Origin of the sequence: Paenibacillus cellulositrophicus (assembly GCF_009363095.1) — a bacterium.
Taxonomy (GTDB): domain Bacteria; phylum Bacillota; class Bacilli; order Paenibacillales; family Paenibacillaceae; genus Paenibacillus_AQ; species Paenibacillus_AQ favisporus.
In genome coordinates this window covers 4,992,172-5,015,094 of the sequence record NZ_CP045295.1, presented here as the reverse complement: position 1 = coordinate 5,015,094, position 22,923 = coordinate 4,992,172, and the positions used below count along the sequence as shown (strand labels likewise).

Genomic DNA, 22,923 nt, shown 5'->3' with positions numbered 1-22,923 from the left:
ATTAAAATGATGAAGGTATACATAAAGGAGGATCACAAGTGAAGAAGACCCTGGCTGTCGTCCTTTCCTGCGTGCTGCTTCTGGTGCTGGCTGCTTGCGGACAATCCAAGAGCGGCGATTCCGCATCGGGCAGCGGAGTCACCGAAACCGGTGTAGCCCCGAGCGAGGAATTGGTGATCAAGGCGACAAACTATGCATTCGATCAAAAAGAATATCATCTCAAAAAGGGCGTACCTGTCAAAATTACGCTTGAAAACGATGAGGGAAACCACGGCGTTCTCATTCCGGGTCTCGAGCTTCAGCTTGACGGTAAAAACAAGTCCGCGGTCGTCACGCCGGAAAAAGCCGGCACGTTCGAAATGGCGTGCTCAGTGTTCTGCGGAGCGGGACATTCCGGCATGATTGCCAAAGTCATTGTGGAATAAAAGTTAGGCAGACTTGAACCCAAAAGTTAAAATCCCCTCGAAGTATGCTTCAGGATGATGCATGATCCGTCCTGCCGCTTACTCCGAGGGGATTTTCATTTAAGTGTGAAATGTGGGTGGTCTATAGAGGTCAGCTCTGATCCTGTTCTATCAGCTCGATCCACTCGTTATATTCGGTCTGCAGCTTGGAATACTCGTCCTTGAGCAAGCGGTACTCTTCCTCCAGCTTGCCGGTCTTCTCCAGCTGAATTTCATGCTCTGCCTGCAGCAGGCGGTATTGATGCGTCACCAGCTCAAAGCTTTCGCCCACCTGGCGAAGCTCATCCGCGACCGACTCCTTCTCGCTCTGGATCCGGGTAAGCTGCTGCTCACCGGCAGCGATCTGCTGCTGCCAAGCCTCAAGCTCCTCTTGCAGCTCCAGCTCCCGGCTGCCCCACGCTTCCTGCTGGTCCATCATATCCTTCAGCTTATCCTGATAAGACTGCATGGATTGCTCGGCACTGCGCAGCAGTCCGCGCAGCTCGGTCTCCCGGTCGGCCGCTTCATCCAGCTGCAGCGATGCTTCCTCCAGCTTCTTCACCGCGGCCTCTTTCTCCTCCAGCAGAAGCAGGTATTCGATTTCGGTATCCTCCTGGCGGCTCTGCGCCTCCTTCACCTGGCGCTGCAGCTCCTCATACTGCCGCTGCAAGCCCTGATACTGCTGGTTCAAGCTGTTGTACTGTTCGCGCTGGGCTTCGGTTTGGCTCCGCAGCTGTTCATTTTGCTCCTGAGCTGCCCGGTTCACCCGCTGCAGCTCTTCGTACTGAACCTGAACGTCCTTGGCTTGAAGCTCCAGCTCTTCAAACCGTGCTTCAGCTTGCTCCTGCTGCTGGCGCAATGTGCCGCTGTCGCGGGCATATTCCTCGGACTGCAGCCGCAGGCGCCCGATCATTTCCCGGCTGTCCTCCAGCTGCTGCTCCAAATCCGCCAGCTGCTCTGCTCTGGCGTCATGCGCCTGCTGCAGTTCCTGATACAGCTCCTGGTGGTCATCATATTCCATCCGAAGCTCGTGATACTGCTCCTGCCGTTCTTCCAGCCGGAGCTGCAGCGCATGATACTCCTCTTGATGACCTTCGCTCTGCTGCTGCAAGGTTAAATATTGCTCTTCGAGATCTTCCAGCGCCCGGCGGGCCGTCCGATGCTCCGCCTGCTGTTCCTCGAGCTGCTCCTGAACCTCCAGGTACTGATTCTCGAGGTCTTCCAGCGCCTGGCGGGTCGTTTGGTGCTCCTGCCGCTGCTCTTCCAGCTGCCGCTGTACCGCTCGATACTGCTCTTCGCGCTCCTTCAGCGCCTGGGCGGCCGTCTGCTGCTGCTCACGCTGCTCTTCCAGTTCCTGCTGCAGCAATGCGTACTGCTCCTCGCGCTCCTTCAGCACCTGGGCGGCTGTCTGCTGCTGCTCACGCTGCTCTTCCAGCTCCTGCTGCAGCAATGCGTACTGCTCCTCGCGCTCCTTCAGCGCCTGGGCGGCCGTCTGCTGCTGCTTCCGCTGCTCTTCCAGTTCCTGCTGCAGCGCTGCATTCTGCTCCTCGCGCTCCTTCAGCACCCGAGCGGCTGTCTGCTGCTGCTCACGCTGCTCTTCCAGCTCCTGCTGCAGCGCCGCATACTGCTCCTGCTGCTCTTCGAGCAGAAGCTGGGCGAGCTCGTACTGCTCCTCATGCTCAGCTACCTGCTTCCGCAGCTCGCCGCAGTGCTGCTCGTATTCGCCTGAACGGCTCTGCAGCTCGGTATACCTTGCCTGCTGCTCGTCCCACTGCTCCTTCAGGCCGGCATAACGTTTCCGTTCCTCTTCCGCCTGAAGCTCCAGCTCCGCTTGTACTTCCCGTCTTCTCTCCAGCTCCTGCTGCAGGTTTTGTACGTTCTCCTGCTGCTCCTCCGATTGGATTTCGAGCTCGAGATACATTTCCTGCTGTTCCTCCAATTGAAGCCGAAGGTCCTTGAGCTGCTGCGCATATTGGCTCGACTGCCGCTCCAGGCCTGCAATCTGCTCCTCTTTGGCCTCGATCTGCCGGCCGTAATCCTGCAGATCCTGCTCCCGCCCTTGCAGCGCCTGCTTCAGCGATTCCAGCTCTTGCTCCTTCGCGGCCAGCATCTCCTGCTGGGCTTCCAGCTGCTTCTCCAAACGCTGAAGTTCCTCTCCCTGTTCCGAGGAAGAACGCTCCTGCGCCTGCAGCTTCTGCACCTGGGCTACGAGCTGCTGCTGTTTATCTGCCAGCTCCTGAGCAAGCTGCTGCAGCCGTTCCTCTTTCGCGGCCAGCTCCTGCCGGAGCACTTCCCGCTGCTGCTCAGCTTCCTCGCGGAGCTTACTCTCGCCGTCCGCCTGCTCTTTCAGCACGCTCAGCTCGTCATGCAGCGAAGCCATGCCCGTCTCCAGCGTCTCGTTCTGCTCGCCGGCTTCCAGCACCTGCAGCTCCAATTCGCCGATCTCTTCCTTCTGCTTCTCGATCGTGCCTTGAAGGGTTTCGGCTTCGGCCGTCAGCTGGGCGATTTCGCCGGTCATTTTCTTGGAAGCCTCGCTGTAATCCTCAAGCAGCTTCTGCATGCGGCGGTGTTCCTCTTCCGAAGCGGCCGCCTCGTCCTTCAGCTTGCTGATCTGTCCGTTCAGCGCTTCCTCCTGCTCGGTCAAAGCCTGCACCTGCGCCTTGGCCTCCTCCTCGCGCACCAGCACGACTTGATGCTGCTGCCGCAGTCTGGAATAGGCCTCCTTGGCGTTCTTCAGCTCCTGCTCCATGTTCTGCAGCTTCTCCTGAAGCTCGCCGCTGCTGCCGCGAAGCTCGGTCAGCTGCTCCTGCAGCTCCTGAATAAAGGCTGCATGCTTCTCTTCGAGCTCCTTGACGGCTCCCTGATGCTTCTGCTCCAGCTCGGTGATCTTTGCGCGGTTGTTCTCCTCCGCCTCTTTCAACGCTCCGACCCGCTTCTGTTCGGCGGATTGCAGCGCTGCCGCATGCTTCCGTTCCAGCTCCAGCACGGCAGCTTTGTGCCGTTCCTCCACAGCCTGCTTGTCCTTCTGCATTTGCTCAGCGGCCTGTTTCTCCTTGCGGAGCAAAGATTCCTTCTGTTCCGTCTCCCGCTTCAGCGAAGCGCGTAGCTGATCCAGCTCCTTCGTCAAAGAATTCCGGGTCTGCTCGAGCCGCGCCGTAAGCTCGGACTTGGACTGCTCCAGCTCTTTCGCAAGCGCAGCCTTCTCCTGCTCCAACCGCTTTTGCAGCTCTTCCTTCTCCTTCTTGATCTGCTGCGCTTCTTCCTTCTGCTTGTTGACTTCCGCCAGCTGCTCGTCCCGCTGGGACTGCAGCCTGGTGAGCTGCGAGCTCAGCTCGCTGCGCTCGCCAGTCAGCATCTTCACTTCGTTGCGGAGATCCTGCATCTGCACGGCTTCCTCAGCCATATGAACCGCGGCCAGAACGGCAATCCTAGGGGTGTCCAGCCGGGAATTGCTTTTGGAAATGGCATTCATCCGTTCATCGACATAACTAGCAATCTTTCGCATATAATCGGCACTGCTGCCGACCAGTTTATAAGAAGTCCCGTAGATTTCCACGGAGACGCGTGTACGATCAGGTGTAGTCACAGTTGTGCCCTCCTTCATATGTGTGTTGACTCTAAGATGTCTTGTTCTCTCCAATAAAAAAATCACATCGAATCTCTGTGTCTAAGGATTCGATGTGATTGGATTCAATTCCTGCTATTTTCTTAATTCCGCTTGAAACTTTTGCTCAAGGGCGCTGACGACTCCGGCATGCGCCGCGGTGACTTCCTCATCCGTCAGCGTGCGCTCATTGTGGCGGTAGACGAGCGAAATCGCGACGCTCTTCTTGCCTTCGCCGAGCTTGCTTCCGGTAAACACATCGAATACCTGTACGTTCTGCAGGAGCTCGCCCGCGGCTTCGCGGATCGTCTCAAGCAGGGAGCCCGCTTCCACAGCGCTGTCCACCACGACTGCAATATCCCGCTCCGAAGCCGGGAAGCGCGGAAGCTCCTGATATCGGATATCGAAATCGGCGTGATCGTACAGCGGCTGCAGCAGAATTTCGGCAACGTACACATCGCCGAGTCCGCGCTCCTGCTGCAATTCGGGATGCACCTGACCGAGCGTTCCGATCAGCACCTGCTCTCCGCCGCCATTGATCAGGTAGACGGAAGCTGAACGTCCGGGATGATATCCGGCCGGCTGGTTCGCCACGTACCGGATCGCCCCCTCCAGACCCAAATCCCCGAACAGCGTCTCCAGGGCACCCTTCAGGTCGAAGAAATCGACTTTCTCCGGCGCATGGTTCCACTGTTTCTGCCCGCGGCTGCCGCACAGCAGCAAGGACAGCACGTTCAGCTCTTTTGGCTGAACCGTCAGCGTCTCCTCCTGCGAGAAGAACACGTTGCCCACTTCGAACAGCGCCAGATCGTACTGCTTCCGGTTCGCGTTGTGCACCGCGATATCGAGCAGCTGCGGCAGAATGCTCGTACGCAGCACGCTGCGCTCCTCGCTCATCGGCATCGACAACTTCACCGGCACGCTTCCTTCCGTCAAGGCCGGGAACAGCGCGGCCAGCTCCGGATGGGTGAAGGAATAGCTGATCACTTCCTGCCATCCGCCATGGGTGAACAGTCTGCGGATTTCGCGGCGGATCGCCTGAGGCTTCGTATAGCCCCCCGGCGTTGTAGGCCCTTCGATCGCCGTCGTCGGGATATTGTCGTATCCGTACAGGCGGGCGATTTCTTCGATCAGGTCGACGTCTTTCGTTATGTCTCCGCGGCGCGTCGGCACCTGCACTTCCAAGATGCCCTGGGCGGTATCCGCAGCGTGGAAATGCAGACGGCCAAAAATCGTCTTCACTTCCAGCATCGACAGCTCCGTTCCAAGGAACCGGTTCAGCTTGTCGAAGGACAGAACAATCACCTTTTCTTCCGCCTGCGCGGCACCGGCTTCGACGATGCCCTTATGAACCGTTCCTGCGCAATAACGGGCGATCAGCGACGCAGCCCGGTTCAGCGCCGGAATGACCGCACCCGGATCGACTTCCTTCTCGAAGCGCTGGCTCGCTTCGGAGCGCAGTCCGAGCTGGCGGGAAGTCTTGCGGATGGTGCCTCCGTCAAACTTGGCGGATTCGAGCAAAATGTTCACGGTGCTGTCCGTAACCTCGGAATCCAATCCGCCCATGACGCCGGCTAATCCAACCGGCTTCACGCCGTCGGTAATGAGCAGCATATGCGGCTCCAGCTTGCGTTCCTGGCCGTCCAGCGTCACGAGCGTCTCACCTTCACGGGCCAGGCGGACGTCAACGGCCCCGCCTGTCAGGCGGTCCGCATCGAATGCATGCAGCGGCTGACCGTATTCAAGCATGACATAGTTGGTGATGTCCACGATGTTGTTGATCGGACGGACGCCAGCAGCCATGAGGCGGTTCTGCATCCACTGCGGCGACGGCGCGATCTTTACGCCCGTAATATAACGCGCGGTGTAATGGCTGCAGTGCTCAGGCGAGCTGATTTTGACCGAGATATGGCTGCTTGCCGCGTCAGCGACCTCAACCAGTTCCCTTTCCGGATCAGGCAGCTTAACGTCACGGCCCAAAATGGCCGCCACTTCGTAAGCCGCTCCGCGCATACTGAGGCAGTCGGAACGGTTCGGCGTCAGGTCAAAATCGAGTACCTTGTCGTCCAGGCCGAGCACGGAGGTGATCGGCGTTCCGATCTCCGCGTTCTCCTCCAGGACGAGAATGCCTTCCTGCTGCTCCTTCGGCAGAAGCTTGTCGTTCATGCCCAGCTCTTTGGCGGAGCAGATCATGCCTTGAGAAGCGACGCCGCGCAGCTTGGCTTTTTTGATCTCCAGCCCGCCGGGCAGCAGAGCGCCAACCAGGGCAACGGGTACTTTTTGTCCGGCATCCACGTTTTTCGCGCCGCAGACGATCTGCAGGTCTTCGCCCTGTCCCGCGTCAACGACGCAGACGTTCAGCTTATCCGCATCGGGATGCTTCTCCTTGCTTTTTACAAAACCCACGACGACTTTCGAAATGCCGTGATTGCGGTGCTCAACCTCGTCGATCTCGATGCCCGCGCGCGTAATCTGCTCGGCCAGCTCTTCGGCCGTTACATTTTCCAGTGATACATAATCGGATAACCATTCAGTTGATACTTTCACTTACGTTCCCTTCCTTCTTCCCGTATTCGCTAACCTTACGCTTACATGCGGGCAAACTGCTTCAAGAATGCCACATCGCCGCCATAAAAATGACGGATATCGTCGATTCCGTACTTCAGCATCGCAATCCGGTCCGGCCCCATGCCAAACGCGAAGCCGCTGTGCACTTCCGGATCATAGCCGCCCTTGCGCAGCACTTCCGGATGCACCATGCCGCAGCCCAGAATTTCCAGCCATCCCGTATGCTTGCACACCCGGCATCCGCTGCCGCCGCATCTGGCACAGGTTACGTCGACCTCCGCGCTCGGCTCTGTGAACGGGAAGAAGCTTGGACGAAGGCGGATCTGCGTGTTCGGTCCAAACATTTCGCGGACGAATTGCAGCAGCGTGCCTTTCAAATCGCTCATACGGATGTTTTCGCCGATCACCAGGCCTTCAATTTGGTAGAACTGGAACGAGTGCGTCGCGTCGTCGTCGTCTCTGCGGTATACTTTGCCCGGGCAGATGATCTTCACCGGCACCTTGCCCTGCATGCTCTCCATCGTCCGGATCTGCACCGGCGACGTCTGCGTTCTCATCAAGAGCTCCTCGGTAATGTAGAACGTATCCTGCATGTCGCGGGCCGGGTGGTTCTTCGGCAGGTTCAGCGCTTCAAAGTTATAATAGTCAGTCTCCACTTCCGGTCCTTCCGCAATGTGGTAGCCCATACCGATGAAAATCTCCTCGATTTCCTGGATGACTTTGTTGAGCGGATGGGTGCCGCCTTGGGTCATTTTACGGCCGGGGAGCGTAACGTCAACCTTCTCCGCCTGCAGGCGCTGCTCGGTTTCGGCCTTTTGGAAAGCCTGCTGCTTGGACTCGATCAGTCCTTCGATCGCTCCGCGCACATCATTGGCCACCTGGCCGATCAGCGGACGTTCCTCCGCGCTAAGCGCGCCCATGCCCCGCAAAATCTCGGTCAGCGCCCCTTTTTTTCCCAGATACTTCACGCGCAAATCGTTCAGCGTCTGTACGTCAGCCACGTCATTCAGCTGCGCGATCGCTTCCTGCCGCAATGCTTCCAGCTTTTCTTTCATGAACTTCCTGCCTCCTTCTTGAAATCGCCAATACATTTTTGACCAACAACGCCCCGCAAAGCAGGGCTTTTGCCCCGGGTGACTGCTCAGGTACTTGGCGGGGATCCTCAGAAAAAATTCCCAAGAAATACAAAAAGGCCTTTTCTCCCGAAAAGGGACGAAAAGACCGTGGTACCACCCTTGTTAGACAAGCGAAAAGCCGTTTGATACGCACACGCGCACCTCTGGCAAGCTTGATCTCACTCTTACTCGATGTAACGGATCGAAAACCGTTATCCCCTACGCGGAATCCTGTCAGCAAACATGCTGGCGCGTGGATTCGTTCAAGGAACTGCTCCGGAGGGAATTTCAGCAGCCTGTTTCTGTAGAGACGCTCTCAATCTCCGGCGTCCCCTCCCTGTAAAGAGGCACTGCTTACTTATCTCCATCAACGCATTTATCTTGACACATAAATTGGATTGCAATGGCTGATCCATACGGGTCATTCATTCACCGGGATCAGTCCGTTGACTATAGTCAATAATTATAGGCAAAAAAAGCTGTATTGACAAGTCCGAATCGCCTAAATCAATAGGCGTTCCCCTTCTCAGCATGCCCATTTTTGGCGGAACCAGACTTCATTCCTCAAATTAGAGCTGTTCCAGCTCGCTCCGGAGCCTGCGGATATTCGTAATCCGTGCCGCAGCCTCCTCGTCGCTCCCGCCGTCTTCGTTCAGCAGCCGGGTCAGCTCCCATTCCAGTGCCAGCCGGGCGTTTTCCCGGTCAGTATCCTCCTTCAACGCTCCGTTATGCCTGGCCAGCTGCTCCTCCTCTTCTTGAACCGTGCCCTCAAACAGATGCGGTTCTTCCGTATGGGAGACGGTCAGCAGCCGGTCCGCGAGCTTGCGGATCAGCATCCGGTCATGGGACACGACGACCAGAGCACCCGGATATGCGGATAACGCCTCCTCGATCACTTCCCGCGTCGAGATGTCCAAATAGTTCGTCGGCTCATCCAGCACGAGCAGATTGGCCCCGGAGAAATACAGCTGCACGAAAGCCGCACGGCATTTCTCCCCCATGCTTAAATCCCCGATTCGCTTGAACACGTCCTCCCGCTTGAACAAGAAGCAGCCCAGAAGCGTCCGCGCATGCGTCTCGGTCATCGAAGGCAGGCGGAGCAGGCTGTCCAGCAGCGTCTCCTCTTCGTTCAGCACCTCCAGCTCCTGCGAGAAGTAACCAATCTTCAGGGCCGGATGCTGCCATACCGTTCCTTCGCTTGGCACAAGCTCGCCCATAATCAGCTTGAGCAGGGTTGATTTGCCCGCCCCGTTCGGGCCCCGCACGGCCAGCCGGTCGCCGCGGGAGAGGATCAGGCTGAACTTGTCGAACAGCCTCTTCGTCCCGTAGCCGAAGGACAGCTGCTCTAGCCGCACCAGCACACGGGCGGAGAACCCGCCCTCGCCCAGCTGCAGGTTGACCTTCGGTCCGCTTTTCGGCTTCTCCACGCTTTCACTCTCGAGCCGCTCCAGCTCTTTTTGTTTGGCGTGATACCTGGAGATGTTTTTCTTGGCTTTAGCTTTGTAGTACGGCAGCGCCGCCTTCGTTTCCGTATTTTTATCCGCCGATTTCTCGGCCTGGTGGAACCATTCCTGGTATTTGCGGATCGATTCCTCCAACGCTTCCCGGGCCTGCTTCTGCTTCTTATAGAGCGCCTCCTGCTCCCGAAGTTCGCGGTCCTTTTCCCGCCGGTAATCGGAGTATCCGCCCTTATATTTTTTCAGTCCGCTCTCGGTCAGTTCGCAGACTCCTGTCACCACCCGGTCCAAAAAGGTCCGGTCATGGGAAACGACAATGACGGTGCCTTCGTAGTGACGGAGCCAATCCTCCAGCCAGTTCATGCTCTCCTCGTCCAGATGGTTGGTCGGTTCGTCAAGGAGCAGCACCTCCGGCCTTTTGACCAGCAGTGCCGCCAGCCTGACCCTGGTTTTCTGGCCGCCGCTCAGATCGGCAAAAGGGACCTGCCACAGCTCGGGACCGATGTGGAGCATGGTCAAATGCTTCTCCAGCCCCGTCTCCCAGTCAAAACCGCCGCTGAGCTCATACTGCTCGAGCCGCTGGCCGTATTCCTCCAGGAGCTCAGGACCGACTTCGCCCGTCGCCATTCCCTGCTCCAGTTCCTTCAGCCGGCGCTTGATCTGCCACAGCTCACCGCTTTCGCGCCCCGCCGCATCCAGTGCGGTCAGATGCATCAACTCTTCCGACGTCTGCGTCATGTATCCCCACTGCTCCAGCGGGACCCCGCGTTCCACGGTGCCCCGGTCCGGCTCCAGCTGCCCGGTCAGAATCTGCAGCAGCGTCGTCTTCCCCGCGCCATTGACGCCGAACAGCGCCAACCTCTCGCCTTCATAGATTTCCAGGTCTATATTTTCAAAAACGGACTTCCCTTTAAATTCTTTGGCTATATGTTTCGTTTTTACGATATTCAACATTAAGCATCACCCTTTAAAACATAAATTTGAATTTCCGTCGTTTCAGACAAACCAGCCGTTTCAGTCCAGCCCCGGCCTCTGATCCATTTCACGAATCAAAAAAGCCGCAGGCAGCATCGCCTACGGCAGGAAATTCGTTATCATTGTCTATGTCAAAAAAGGGTTTACCCGTTCGAAATATCGCCCCGAACATGATGATCCGGGCACGATATTACCCCATGAACACGTCAAAAACGCACAAAAAAGCATTATCCGTATCCATCGGTGAGGTATCCAGTCTCTGAAAATAGACATAACGATTCTCTTCCCTGCGGCAGGCGCAGAAACTGCATGGTTTCAACATTAAGTTGGTTTGCAGATTAGAGAGATCAGTCATGTTTATCCATCGGCTGTGTGGTTACCTCGTTTTCTTCAGGATGAAATGCTTGCTGCCATTTTAACAAAATTATCGAAAAAAGAAAAGCCCAAACCTGTTCGTCCGTAGTCATGTACATCTCCGGATGTACATCGGCAGAAAAAAATCACCACACGGTTCGATTACGCGGCCGGTCCTCCTTGGTATGCTGGACTCATCACGAAAAATGAATGAGGTGTTAGCGATGGATCAATACTCAACTTATATTATTATCATTCTGCTTGTCATTTGGCTTACCGCAAGGGAAAGAACCTTCCGCCCTTCCAGCATGTGGATCGTTCCCTTGTTATGGGGAGGAATGGCCCTTTCGTCCATCCCGTGGGCATCGGTAGGTCCGGTTGAAGTCGTGCTGTTCGCCGTGTTTGCCGCTGCCGGTTTGGCAACAGGTATCATCCGGGGTAAAATGGAAAAAATGCGCATGGGAACGGACGGCCAAGTTACCGTGCAGGGGTCCATTGCTAGCATCCTGCTGTTTCTCGCCGTGCTGGTTTTGCGGGTGCTTGCACAGTCCTGGGGGCAGTCACACGCCTTCTACCACATCGCCAATGCGCTGATGTTCATGCCGCTCGGTTCCATCTGCGCACGCCGGTACGTCATTTACCGGAGATATCAGGCGATGATGGGACAACGGGCATAAAGAACTGAAACACCGGCGTCCATGTGCCAGCTAAAGGAGACCTGCTATGGAAACAGGCAACGATGAACGAACAATACTGTCTTCCAATCCGGCCAGAAGGGCGCTGCTGAGTTTGTTAATCGTGTATTCCGCGATTCAGAACGGCATGTACGGTGAGCCCCGTGCGTTCGTTCCCGGCGTGCTGTTGACGTTGGCCGCGCTATGCCTGCAATGGCGTTCCCGGTGGTTTACCCGCCGGGGGCCGGCTCCCGCTTTTGCCGTGTGTGCTTTGCTTGGTATCTCTTCCATTGGGGTCATCCTGGGGCTTGACGGCAGCTTGTATATTATCGTCTTTTTTCTGCTGGGATGGGTGAGCTACCGGCTGCCGGCATCGTACTCGGCCTCATATACCGTTCTAAATATAGCTGCCGCAGCGTGGATCCTGCTGGATCAGCATCAGACTTTGGAAGCAGTGATGACCCAATGCCTGATTCTCGCGGCGGTCTATCTTCTATTTTTGGCCGGCAGGCTACGCAGAACGACCCGAACGATGAAAGAAACGCATCTGCAGGAGCTGACGTCCGCTCATCAGGAGCTGGAGGCGGCTTACCGCAGCCTGCGCCAAGCTCACGAAGAGCTGGAGGAGACTTCCGAGCAGGCTCTGCGCTATGCGGTACTGGAGGAGCGCAGCCGGATCGCAGCCGATATCCATGACAGCATCGGTCACGGCCTGACCTCCGTGATCGTGCAGCTGCAGGCGCTGCCGTATATGATCGAAGCGGCGCCGGACGAAGCCCGCTCGACGCTCAAGCAAGTGACGGATGTGGCCCGTGGATGCCTTCAGGACGTCAGAACGGTCGTTCACGAAATGGGGCTCGTCCGGCCCGGTGAAGGACTGAAGGAGCTCAGGAAGCTGGCGGACGCCTTCAGTGAGCGAAGCGGGATTCCGGTGGCCTTTACCATGGATATCCCCGGCACCATCGCCCCGGAGCAGCTGTACGTCCTTTACCGCATCCTTCAGGAGGCACTGACCAACATGATGCGCCATGCCCAGGCCACCCAAGCTGAGGTCCGGCTTATAGGTAACAAGGAAGGCCTGGTCTTGACCATCCGGGATAACGGCGTGGCGCAAGGTCCAATCCAGCCGGGATTCGGACTGACCGCCATGCGGGAGCGATGTGCAAAAGCCGGCGGACGCCTGACGGTCACCTCCCTCGCTCCCCATGGCCTGGAGATTACCGCAAGCCTGCCGTTTTCCACAGCGACACCCAATAACAGAGGGGAATGAATGCTAATATGGACCCAGAACGTATCCGCACCATCATCGCGGATGACCAGCCCCTGATCCGACACGGCATCGGGTTTATTATTAAGGCGCAGCCGGACATGGAATGGTGCGGGGAGGCGGGTGACGGCCGCGAAGCCGTAAACCTTGCGCTCCGAACGCGGCCGCATATCGCCCTGATGGACGTGCAAATGCCCGGCATGAACGGGATCGAGGCGACACGGGAGCTCCGGCGGCAGGTGCCGGAGTGCAAAGTCATCATCCTCACCACCTTCGATCTCGAGGAATACGTGTACGAAGGCATTCGGGCCGGAGCCGTCGGCTATTTGCTGAAGGATGCGGCGCCGGAGGAGCTGCTCCATTCCATCAGAGCGGCGAGCCGCGGCGAAGCCATCTACCGGACGGGAGCCGCGGCCCGGATGATTTCGGAGGCGCTGCGCCAGACGGAATCGTTCCAAGACCGGCAGGACATGCGGCTGTCCCTGCCGGACCCGCTGACTGACCGTGAGCTGGAAGTGCTGCAGGAAATGGCCTACGGCCTGAAAAACGAAGATATCGCCGCCAAGCTCCACATCAGCGAAAGCACGGTCAAAACCCACGTTCACCGCGTCCTGCAAAAAATCGGGGCCGAGGACCGCACCCAGGCCGTCGTGCTGGCCATACGCAATCAATGGGTGCAGTAAATTGCCCTTACAAAAAAGCAGGCTTTGCCGGGATGTCCCGCAAAGCCTGCTTGTATTGGAGTGGAACCGTATTTTAGCCGCGATACCTTGTCTTTACTCTGCTTCCTCCAGAATCAGGACGCCGCGTCCCGGTACCTCGGCCACCCCGTCCACGGTTACGCCGCTGAGAAGATCCCGGCGTTTGACGTCCCCCGTGCGGACTGTCGCACTCTCCGCGTTATGGTTCAGCACGAACAGGAACGAACGTCCTTCTTTCACGCGGCGGGCAACCTCTACGCCGGCCGGAAGCTCCGGCACCAGCGGCTGAACGCCTTTCTCGGCGCAGACGGCCCCGAGAAAACCTTCCATGAAGTCGCTGTCCGCGCTGGTCGCCACATAGTACGCTTTACCTTCGCCAAAGCGGTTCACTGTGAGCGCAGGCATGCCTTTGTAGAAGTCCGAGCCATACTCGGCCAGCACTTCCGCGCCTTCGGCATGGATGAGATCAAACAGCATCTCGCATTTATAGCTGCCCGTGAGCTTGCCGTACGGCTGCTTCATGACGATTTCATTGTACTGTCCGAGCGGCAGTGCGTCGATTTCCTCCGCCCAGATGCCGAGCAGCTTGCGAAGTTCGCCCGGATATCCGCCGAGGGTCACGAGATCGGTCTCGTTCACGATGCCGCTGAAGAACGTCGTAATAAACGTGCCGCCGGCAGCGGTGAAAGCCTCCAACTTCTCGGCAAAGCCCGGCTTGACCATATACATGACCGGCGCGATCACGATGTCGTATTTGCTGAAGTCGGCTTGGGCGCTGATCATGTCCGCCTCGATGCCCTGCTTGAAGAGGGCGTCGTAAAACTTATGCACCTCGCGCACATAATTCAGCTCAACGGTCGGACCGCTCGAGAGCTCCATGGCCCACCGGTTTTCCCAGTCGTACACGATGCCAACCTTAGCTTCCGTCACAGCATCCAGCAGCGTGTCTCCAAGACGGCCCAGCTCCTCACCGAGCTGCGCCACCTCACGGAATACCCGCGTATTCTCATGACCGGAATGCTCAATGACAGCACCGTGGAACTTCTCGCAGGCGCCCTTGGAGCGCCGCATTTGGAAGAACATCACCGTATCCGCGCCGCGGGCAACGGCCTGATAGCTCCACAGTCGCATCACGCCGGGACGCTTGAGTGAGTTGTATGCCTGCCAGTTCTGCTGGCTCGGCGTCTGCTCCATCAGCATGAACGGCGCCCCGTGCTTCAGGCCGCGCATCAAGTCATGCGTCATGGCGGTTTCACTGACCGGCGTCGTCAGAGACGGATAGTTATCCCACGAGACGATATCCATATGCTTCGCCCAGTCGAAGTAGTTGAGCAGCGGGAACAAACCCATCAGGTTGGTCGTGATCGGCACGTCCTTCGAATGCTCGCGGATCGCTTCCGCCTCGATGTTGTAGCATTCCAGCAGACTATCGGACATAAACCGGCGGTAATCCAGGGAAATGCCCTGGAACGCGCTGACGTTGCCTTCCCCCTCTTCGCTCAGCCCGTCCGGAAGCACGATTTCGTCCCAGTCATAAAAAGTGTGGCCCCAGAAGCGGGTGTTCCATGCTTCGTTGACGGCATCAAGGGTGCCGTAACGCTTTTGCAGCCAAACGCGGAATTCGGCGGCACAGTTGTCGCAGTAACAGAAACCGCCGTATTCATTGGATACGTGCCAAAGCAGCAGCGCCGGATGATCCTTGTAGCGCTCGGCGAGCTTGCCCGCCATCAAGCGGGAGTATTTTCGGTAAGTCGGGCTGTTCGGGCAGGAGTTATGCCTTCCGCCGAACTTTCTTTTCCGTCCGTAAAAATCGACACGGGTCACATCCGGATGCCTCTTGGCCATCCAGGCCGGATGCGCCCCAGTACTCGTCGCCAGTACGACGCCAACGCCGTCCTTGTGCAGACGGTCCATCGTTTCGTCGAGCCACCCGAAATCGTAAGTGTCCTCGTCAGGCTGGTTTAACGCCCAGGAAAAGACGTTGATCGTCGCCACGTCGATCCCGGCCAGCTTGAACATCCGCTGGTCCTCTTTCCATTCCTCAGGCCCCCACTGTTCAGGGTTATAATCTCCGCCATACCAAATCTTAGGCAGCTTATCGTTAATCACGTACCCACTTCCTTTCTCTTGTTGATTCGTCGATAGCCCGTAACCTTGGCTCGTGACTTAGCCTGTAACTCTTAGCCCGTAACAAATAAAATGTCTTCACCGGCTTCTTGTACCGTAGAAGATTTCCTACGGTTTTTTCGGCTTTCTTCGGTTTTCTTCGGTTTTATTCGGTTATCTCCTGCTTCCTTCGGCTTCCTTAGCTTTCATTTCAGCCTCAGCTTCAACTCACCGATACCTTTTCCTTGTCCCGTGGTGTAATGCGGTATGTTTCGCCTGCTGCCGTAATAAATCCGTCAGCCGGTAGCTCCTGCCCATCTGGTCCTTGCACCCGGTACAGGGAATGGTCCGCGATCCGGCAGGTCCCGCCATGCGTGGAGGTTATTCCTGCTTCCTCGATCGTTCCAGCGCTCCACTTCATGTCCACCACGAAGCCGCCTCGCGCCCGCAGTCCTTTGGCTTCCCCTTCGTTCCAGGCTTCCGGCAGAGCCGGCAGCATCCGGATCTCGCCCTGGTGGCTTTGCAGCAGCGCTTCCGCAACGCCGGCCGCATAACCGAAATTGCCGTCAATCTGAAACGGCGGGTGGTTGCCGAACAGGTTCGGCAGGCTGGAGTCGCTGAGAATCCGCCGGATGGAGCGGTATACGTTCGCCGGCTCCTTAAGCCGCGCGTACAGGTTAAAGATCCAGGCCGCACTCCAGCCCGTGTGCCCGCTTCCCGCCTCAATCCGCTTCTTCAGCGACAAGGAGGCGGCTTGCATCAGCTCCGGCGTATTCTCGTTTACAGCGTCTCCCGGGTACACTCCGTACAGATGGGATACATGGCGGTGCCCCGGCTCATTCTCGCCGAAATCTCGCTCCCATTCCCGCATCCGCCCGTCCGGACCTATGCCGGGATGTGCCAGCCGCTCCCGTTTTGAAGACAGCTCCTGCCGGAAATCCTCATCAATCCCAAGCACTTCAGCTGCATTGATGCAGTGTCCGAACAGCTCGTCAATGAGCGCCATATCCATCGCCGATCCGGCAGCCGTACTGCAAGGCTCTCCCGATTCGGTCAGGAAGACGTTCTCCGGTGAAGTCGAGAGACCCGTCGTCCATCGTCCGTCTGGAAGCTGGACAAGCCAGTCCAAGCAGAACAAGGCGGCTCCTTTCATCAGCGGATACGCCACCTCCTGCAGGTAGGCCGCATCCGGCCGGAACGCATACCGTTCCCACAGATGTCTGGACAGCCACACGCCGCCCATCGGCCAGAACGCCCACATGGCCCGCCCATCCGAAGGCGTCGACATCCGCCACAAATCGGTGTTGTGATGTACCGTCCAGCCTCTTGCACCGTAATGGATCGCCGCGGTCCGGCTGCCGGTGACGCTCAATTCCCGGATCAGGTCGAAGAGCGGCTCATGGCATTCTCCCAGACCGCACACCTCGGCCGGCCAATAGTTCATTTCGGCATTAATGTTCGTCGTATAATTGCTGTTCCAAGGCGGCTGCTTGTGCGGATTCCAAATGCCCTGCAGATTCAGCGCCTGCGTACCCGGACGCGAACCGGCAATCATTAAATAGCGTCCATAATGGAACAGCAGCGTTTCGAGGGCCAGATCGACTCCTCCTTGGCGATACAGCTGCAGGCGCTCGTCCGTCGGCATTTCCGCTTCAGCCTGCGGCAGCTGTGGGCTCAGCCCCACCTGCAGGTCCACCCGGTCAAACAGCGCGCGGTAATCATCCAAATGCCGCTGTTTCAGATGCAGATAATCACTGTCCGCCGCGTCGGCATGTTCCCGGCACAAGCGTACCGGATCGATGCCGGATGCGCCCGGCATGACGTCAAAGCCTGCGAAATCGGTCGCCGCAGCCAGCACAAAGGTGACCGTGCTCGCTTTTTCGATCCGCAGCCGCCCTTCTTCCGTCTGCACCTCTCCGTCGGTCCGCGCCGTCAGCACGGCTGCAAACCGGAGTCCCAGTCCTTCTTCATAGAGAACCGACTGAGGATGATCCCCCAAGTAATTGTCCGCGACATGCGACGGAGCTTGTCCTGTCAGGACCAAAGACGCCGGCTCCGCGCTCACATTGCTAAGATGCGGAGAGGTGAGCCATGCCGTCAACTCCGGCAGCTCCGCCTTCCCGGCCGAACCCCCGCTCTCTGCGGGCTCCGCCCGGAAATGGACGACGATAACCTCATCCGGCCGGCTGACAAAAGCTTCGCGGATGACGCGCACCCCGCCGGTTTGAAAAGAAACCGATGCGACCGCATGCTCCAAATCCAGCTCCCGCACGTAATCGTTAATTTGATCCATGCGGCCAAACGCAAAATGCAAATCGCCGAGCGGCTGATAGGATTCCGTGCGTCGTCCCAGCATCCCGGATTCGATCAGCGCCTCCGCTTCGGCATACCGGCCCTCGGCGACCCATGCCTTGGCCGGCTCCAGATGCCGCAGAGCATTATAATTAACCGTGTCCCGGGGAAATCCGGACCACAGCGTGTCCTCGTTCAATTGAATTTTCTCTTCTTCCGCCCCGCCGAACACCATGCCTCCCAGCCGTCCGTTTCCGATCGGCAGCGCTTCCTCCCATACGGAGGCCGGCTTGCGGTACCACAGCCTTTTATTGACGGTGCGTTTGCTGCTCTGCTCCACGCTTATCTCTCCCTTTATCCGCGATGAACGGTTGTTTCGTCGAGTACCTTGCCGGACCGGCGGCCGAAGCGTGTGCTTTCGTATATCAGGCTGCCTGAAGAAAAACGTCTATCGACGTACCTTCAAAGAAGATAGACCGCTTCTTGAAGAGGTATTTCTTGCGAGATCAGAAAGCAGAAGCTCCGAAGCTTATACTTTCTGATCTCTGAAGAAAAACGTCTATCGACGTACCTTCAAAGGAGACAGACCGCTTCTAGAGGAGGTTTTTCTTGCGAGATCAGGAAGCAATGGCTCTGGAGTCTATACTTTCTGATCTCTTAAGAAATTACGGGAAGCCCGATGTGTTGGATCGGACTTCCCGCCCTATTTGCTTTTCAGCATTTTAATTGAATGATCTGTCAAAACGTTATTGGCAGCACACGCCAAGCCGAACAGAGCCTTCCGGTCCGCAGTCTCGGGTATTCCCCGCTATTTTTACCGCCATATAGGCAAGGTATTGATGATCTAACCTTATTCTAAAGTTCTGAAAGCGATTGCAGTACCCCGAAAATTCGATAAAAAATCATGTCTAAATTAGACATTAAGCAGGGCTTTCCGCATCTCATCCGCGCAAGGGAGGCACCGGCTTCCTAGTTTCGGTAAGGAACCAGCTTGCGGTTCAGCTCGCGGGTTTGACTGTATACTTCCTGGTACAGGCTGAACAAGCCGCTGTACAATTCGGCCCGCTCCGCATTTGGCGCGTACGTTTTGGCCGGGCGGATGAACGCCTTCGCACAGTCCGTCAGCGACGGGAACCAGTCGCAGCCGTATGCAGCCAGCATCGCCGCTCCCATCGCCGGGCCTTGCTCGCTTTCGAGCTTGATGATCGTCGCGTTGAAAATATCCGCCTGCATCTGCAGCCACGTTTCGTTCCGCGCACCGCCGCCAATGGCCACGACCTCATGGATCTCTTTGCCGGATTCGCGTACGATGTCGATCGATTCCCGCAGCGAGAACGTAATGCCTTCAAGCACCGCTCTGGCAAAATGGGAAAGCGTGTGGCCGGAGTCCATGCCGATAAAGCTTCCGCGGATATCCGCGTCCGGATGCGGGGTTCGTTCCCCGGAAATGTACGGTGTGAACAGCAAGCCGCTGCTGCCTGCAGGAATGGACCCGATGCCTTCAAGCAGCTCATCGAAGCTTTTTTCCTTGGCGAACGTTTCCTTGAACCAGGTCAGGCTGTGACCGGCCGCAAGCGTGACGCCCATAACATAGTACGCGTCCTTTTCGCTGTGATTAAAGAAATGCAGCTTGCCGTCGACCTCCAGTTCCTTGCGGCTTTCAAAAGAGAGGACGACGCCTGATGTGCCGATACTGCACATCGTTTGCCCTTCCTGCAAAATGCCCGCACCGATGGCGCCGCAAGCATTGTCCGCTCCGCCCGCGAATACCTTGGTCGACGGCAGCAGGCCGGACGCCTCGGCGATGTCAGGCAGCAGCGTGCCCGTTTGATCGAAGGATTCCACGAGCGGAGGACAGAGCGACAGCGGCAGATCAAATGCTGCGGCAATGTCCTGGCTCCATGTTTTGCCCGAGACATCCAGCAGAAGCGTGCCCGCGGCGTCGGAGTAATCCATCGCATATTCGCCGGTGAGCCGGTATCTCACGTAATCCTTCGGCAGCAGGAACAAGCTGGCTTGGGATAGAACGTCCGGTTCGTTTTCCTGCACCCACAAAATTTTAGGCAGCGTAAAGCCTTCCAGGGCGCGGTTTTTGGCAATACCGAGGAGCTTTGATTCCAGCGTGTTCTCGATCTTGCGGCACTGCGCTGTCGTGCGCGTGTCATTCCATAGAATGGCCGGACGCAGCACCTTGCCTTCCGCATCCACCAGCACGAGGCCGTGCATTTGGCCGGAGAAGCTGAGGCCCTCCACCTGCTGCGGGTCGGCACCCGACTTTTCCAATAGTCTGCGGAGACTGACCAGCGTCTTGTCCACCCAATCCTCCGGATTCTGCTCGCTCCAGCCCGGCTCAGGTCTGCTCAGCGGGTAAGCTTCAGAGTGCTCGTGCACGACTTCTCCCTGGGGATTCACCAGTACCGTCTTGACGGCGCTTGTTCCCAAATCAACACCAATAACGTATTTCATACTTTTTCCTCCTGTATGGATCGAATGGATATCAACGACTAACCAAGGATGTTCCGCATGGAAATCCGGTTCAAAAAAAGGCTGCCCGAAGAAGCTTTCTTCAGGCAACCTTCGTTGCATTTCAAAGAGATTTCATGATCGGTTTTGTAACAGCTGTGCCTGATGCTTGCTTCTACTCAGCCAGGATGTACTGGTTCAACTGAGCTTTCAGCAGCTCTTGGCGGCTGGACTCGTTGCGGCGCGGATTTTCATTGTTCAGCGCATACTCGGCCAGGGAAGCCAGGGTCGCTTTGCCGGATACGACGTCTGCGCCGATACCTTCCTTGAAGCTGGCGTAGCGCTTGTCGATGAAGTCGTCGAACACGCGATCTTCGATCAGCTTAGCGGCTACCTTCAAGCCTTTTGCGTAAGTATCCATACCTGCGATATGCGCCAGGAACAGATCTTCCGGCTCAAACGACTGACGGCGTACTTTGGCGTCGAAGTTAATGCCGCCTTTGCCGAGACCGTCGTTCTTCAGCACTTCATACAGCGTAAGCGTGGAATCGTAAATGTTCAGCGGGAACTCGTCGGTATCCCAACCGAGCAGCATGTCGCCCTGGTTGGCGTCCAGGGATCCGAGCATACCGTTGATACGGGCTACGCGAAGCTCGTGCTCGAACGTGTGTCCGGCCAGCGTTGCATGGTTGGCTTCCAGGTTCAGCTTGAAGTGCTTGTCGAGATCGTATTTTTGCAGGAATGAAATCGTCGTCGCCGCATCAAAGTCGTACTGATGCTTCGTCGGCTCCTTCGGTTTTGGTTCGATCAGGAACTGGGCGTCAAAGCCGATTTCCTTCGCATAATCCACAGCCATGTGGAACAGGCGGGCCATGTTGTCCATTTCAAGCTTGAGGTCCGTATTCAGCAGGGTTTCATACCCTTCGCGTCCGCCCCAGAATACGTAGTTTTCCGCACCGAGCTGTTTGCCGACTTCGAGGCCTTTTTTGACTTGGGCTGCAGCATGGGCATACACGTCCGCGTTGCAAGTAGAACCGGCACCGTGCATGTAGCGTGGGTTTGTGAACATGTTGGCGGTGTTCCACAGCAGCTTCTTGCCAGAGGTCTTCATGCCTTGGCTGATCAGGTCGACGATTGTGTCGATGTTGCTGTAGAACTCACGCAGGCTGCTTCCTTCCGGTGCGATGTCGATATCGTGGAAGCAGAAAAACTGCAGGTTCATTTTGTCCAAAAATTCAAAAGCGGCTTCCACACGGGCTTTGGCCTTGTCCATGCCGTCGTATTTGTCCCAGCTGCGGACAGCGGTCTCTACGCCGAACGGATCGGAACCACCGGCAGTCAGCGTATGCCAGTAAGCCATCGCAAAGCGAAGATGCTCTTCCATCGTTTTGCCTGCTACCACTTCTTGCGGGTTATAAAATTTGAACGCGTACGGATTGGTCGAACGGCTTCCTTCATAAGCGATCTTCCCAACGTTCTCAAAGTATGCCATGTATAATCCTCCTCAAAATTTGCTTGTCGCAAACGTTTACAGGAACATAGTAACACATCGGTTTGACTTTGTATATTGGTTAAACAAAGTTTTTTTGAAAAGGTGATTTCGGGTTGCTTTTTGCCGCGGATGGCTCTAGACTAATTGATTATGTGCTAATGGGATAACTCGAAGGATGTGCGATATACATGAAAGTCACCGGCGACCAGGCTCTGGTCAAAAAAATAAACCGCTCGCTTGTGCTTCACACGATCCGCAAGCATTCCTCCACCCTCTCCAGAGCCCGGGTATCGGAAATGACCGGTCTGAACAAGGCGACCGTCTCCAATTTGGTAGCCGAGCTGTGCGAACAGCAGCTGGTCACCGAGGTCGGGCCGGGCAAGTCCAGCGGTGGGCGTAAGCCGCTGCTGCTGCATTTTAACGCGATGGCCGGCACCGTCATCGGCATTGAGCTGCGGGTGAAGCAGCTGACGGCCGTGCTGTGCGACCTGGGAGGCAACGTACTGGAAGAGCGGGATCATACGCTTGCGCGTCACGATTTGTCTTATGTGCTTGAAGCCATGAAGAAGGTGATCTCCAATCTTATGGAAACGGCTCCGGACACGCCATACGGCACCGTTGGGATCGGGGTGGGTGTGCCCGGCATGGTGGATGAGAACGGGATCGTTTTATTTGCTCCCAACCTCGGCTGGGAAATGGTTCATTTGCGCCAGCTGCTGGAGGAAGCCTTTTCGGTGCCTGTCACCATTGATAACGAAGCGAACGCCGGCGCGCAGGGCGAGCTGAATTTCGGGGCAGCAAAAGATGTGCGCCACCTGCTCTACATCAGTGCGGGCTCCGGTATTGGTTCCGGCATTATCATCGGAGGAGAGCTGTACAAAGGCGCGCGCGGGTACGCCGGCGAGACCGGCCATATGTGCATCGAAGCCGACGGAAGGCCTTGCACCTGTGGAAGCCGGGGCTGCTGGGAGCTCTACGCCTCGGAGAAAACGTACGATACGGCCGGCACTGCCTTGCCGGCCCACAATACGCCGGAGCTGGTGCGCCTGGCTTCCGAGGGAAACGAGGCTGCCCGGAAACAATTCGCCCAGATGGGCAAATATTTGGGCATCGGCGTAACCAACCTCATCAACAGCTTCAATCCCGAGCTCATCGTGATCGGCGGGGCGCTGTCCGAAGCCCGGGATTGGCTGGCCGGACCGATGCAGGCGGTCGTCGCGGAGCGGACGCTGCCTTACCATAAGCAGCAGCTCGAGATCACCTTCTCCCGGCTTGGCAGCCGGGGAACGATGATCGGCGCAGGCTTCGCCGCCGTCATGCATTTTCTCGGCCACGCGCGCGTCACGCTGTAACCGAGGGTATAAAAAAGGGCCGGAGATCCATGGATCTCCGGCCCTTTTCATCTATGGTGC

13 protein-coding genes and 1 other annotated feature are annotated in these 22,923 nt (G+C 57.2%); of the genes, 5 read left to right on the top strand and 8 right to left on the bottom strand.

Annotated elements, in window-relative coordinates; translation table 11 throughout:
* Positions 1-38: 38 nt before the first annotated feature.
* Entirely contained in the window at positions 39-425 is a 387-nt protein-coding gene (locus GCU45_RS22905) for a cupredoxin domain-containing protein (RefSeq protein WP_076170696.1), read from the top strand.
* A gap of 130 nt (positions 426-555) precedes the next feature.
* Here the strand turns inward: GCU45_RS22905 and zapA are convergent, their stop codons facing one another.
* From zapA to abc-f, 4 genes are all read right to left on the bottom strand, one after another.
* On the bottom strand, positions 556-4,029 hold the full coding sequence (gene zapA, locus GCU45_RS22900) for a cell division protein ZapA (RefSeq protein ID WP_152400795.1): 3,474 nt from the start codon (positions 4,027-4,029) through the stop codon (positions 556-558).
* A 114-nt stretch (positions 4,030-4,143) separates the two neighbouring features.
* Entirely contained in the window at positions 4,144-6,594 is a 2,451-nt protein-coding gene (gene pheT, locus GCU45_RS22895) for a phenylalanine--tRNA ligase subunit beta (protein WP_152400792.1), read from the bottom strand.
* Positions 6,595-6,635: 41 nt separating this feature from the next.
* Positions 6,636-7,670 carry a phenylalanine--tRNA ligase subunit alpha gene (gene pheS, locus GCU45_RS22890; RefSeq protein WP_145025495.1) on the bottom strand — a complete coding sequence of 345 codons (1,035 nt, stop codon included), beginning with the start codon at positions 7,668-7,670 and terminating at the stop codon, positions 6,636-6,638.
* 150 nt (positions 7,671-7,820) lie between these two features.
* Positions 7,821-8,110, bottom strand: a binding site (T-box leader).
* Positions 8,111-8,299: 189 nt separating this feature from the next.
* A complete protein-coding gene (gene abc-f, locus GCU45_RS22885; protein WP_152400790.1) occupies positions 8,300-10,141 on the bottom strand; it encodes a ribosomal protection-like ABC-F family protein in 1,842 nt (613 codons plus the stop codon).
* A gap of 599 nt (positions 10,142-10,740) precedes the next feature.
* Between abc-f and GCU45_RS22880 the strand changes: the two genes are divergently transcribed.
* The 3 genes from GCU45_RS22880 to GCU45_RS22870 are packed head-to-tail and all read left to right on the top strand — an operon-like array spanning position 10,741 to position 13,140.
* Complete coding sequence (locus GCU45_RS22880) at positions 10,741-11,193, top strand: CcdC protein domain-containing protein (protein WP_167527199.1); 453 nt, start codon at positions 10,741-10,743, stop codon at positions 11,191-11,193.
* Positions 11,194-11,239: 46 nt separating this feature from the next.
* Positions 11,240-12,460 carry a sensor histidine kinase gene (locus GCU45_RS22875; RefSeq protein WP_152400787.1) on the top strand — a complete coding sequence of 407 codons (1,221 nt, stop codon included), beginning with the start codon at positions 11,240-11,242 and terminating at the stop codon, positions 12,458-12,460.
* An 8-nt stretch (positions 12,461-12,468) separates the two neighbouring features.
* A complete protein-coding gene (locus tag GCU45_RS22870; RefSeq protein ID WP_152400785.1) occupies positions 12,469-13,140 on the top strand; it encodes a response regulator in 672 nt (223 codons plus the stop codon).
* A gap of 93 nt (positions 13,141-13,233) precedes the next feature.
* Here GCU45_RS22870 and GCU45_RS22865 read toward each other — a convergent pair whose 3' ends face one another.
* From GCU45_RS22865 to xylA, 4 genes are all read right to left on the bottom strand, one after another.
* Entirely contained in the window at positions 13,234-15,267 is a 2,034-nt protein-coding gene (locus GCU45_RS22865; RefSeq protein ID WP_152400783.1) for a beta-galactosidase, read from the bottom strand.
* 220 nt (positions 15,268-15,487) lie between these two features.
* Positions 15,488-17,896 (bottom strand): glycoside hydrolase family 95 protein, encoded by a 2,409-nt coding sequence (locus GCU45_RS22860; protein WP_152400781.1) that lies wholly within the window; start codon positions 17,894-17,896, stop codon positions 15,488-15,490.
* A 629-nt stretch (positions 17,897-18,525) separates the two neighbouring features.
* A complete protein-coding gene (xylB, locus tag GCU45_RS22855) occupies positions 18,526-20,022 on the bottom strand; it encodes a xylulokinase (protein ID WP_152400779.1) in 1,497 nt (498 codons plus the stop codon).
* Between the two features lie 172 nt (positions 20,023-20,194).
* Entirely contained in the window at positions 20,195-21,511 is a 1,317-nt protein-coding gene (gene xylA, locus GCU45_RS22850) for a xylose isomerase (protein ID WP_116232147.1), read from the bottom strand.
* Positions 21,512-21,699: 188 nt separating this feature from the next.
* On the opposite strand from xylA, the gene GCU45_RS22845 reads away from it, so the two are divergent.
* Positions 21,700-22,863: an ROK family protein gene (locus GCU45_RS22845; RefSeq protein ID WP_152400777.1), complete on the top strand. Its 1,164-nt coding sequence runs from the start codon at positions 21,700-21,702 to the stop codon at positions 22,861-22,863.
* The last annotated feature ends 60 nt before the right edge of the window (positions 22,864-22,923 follow it).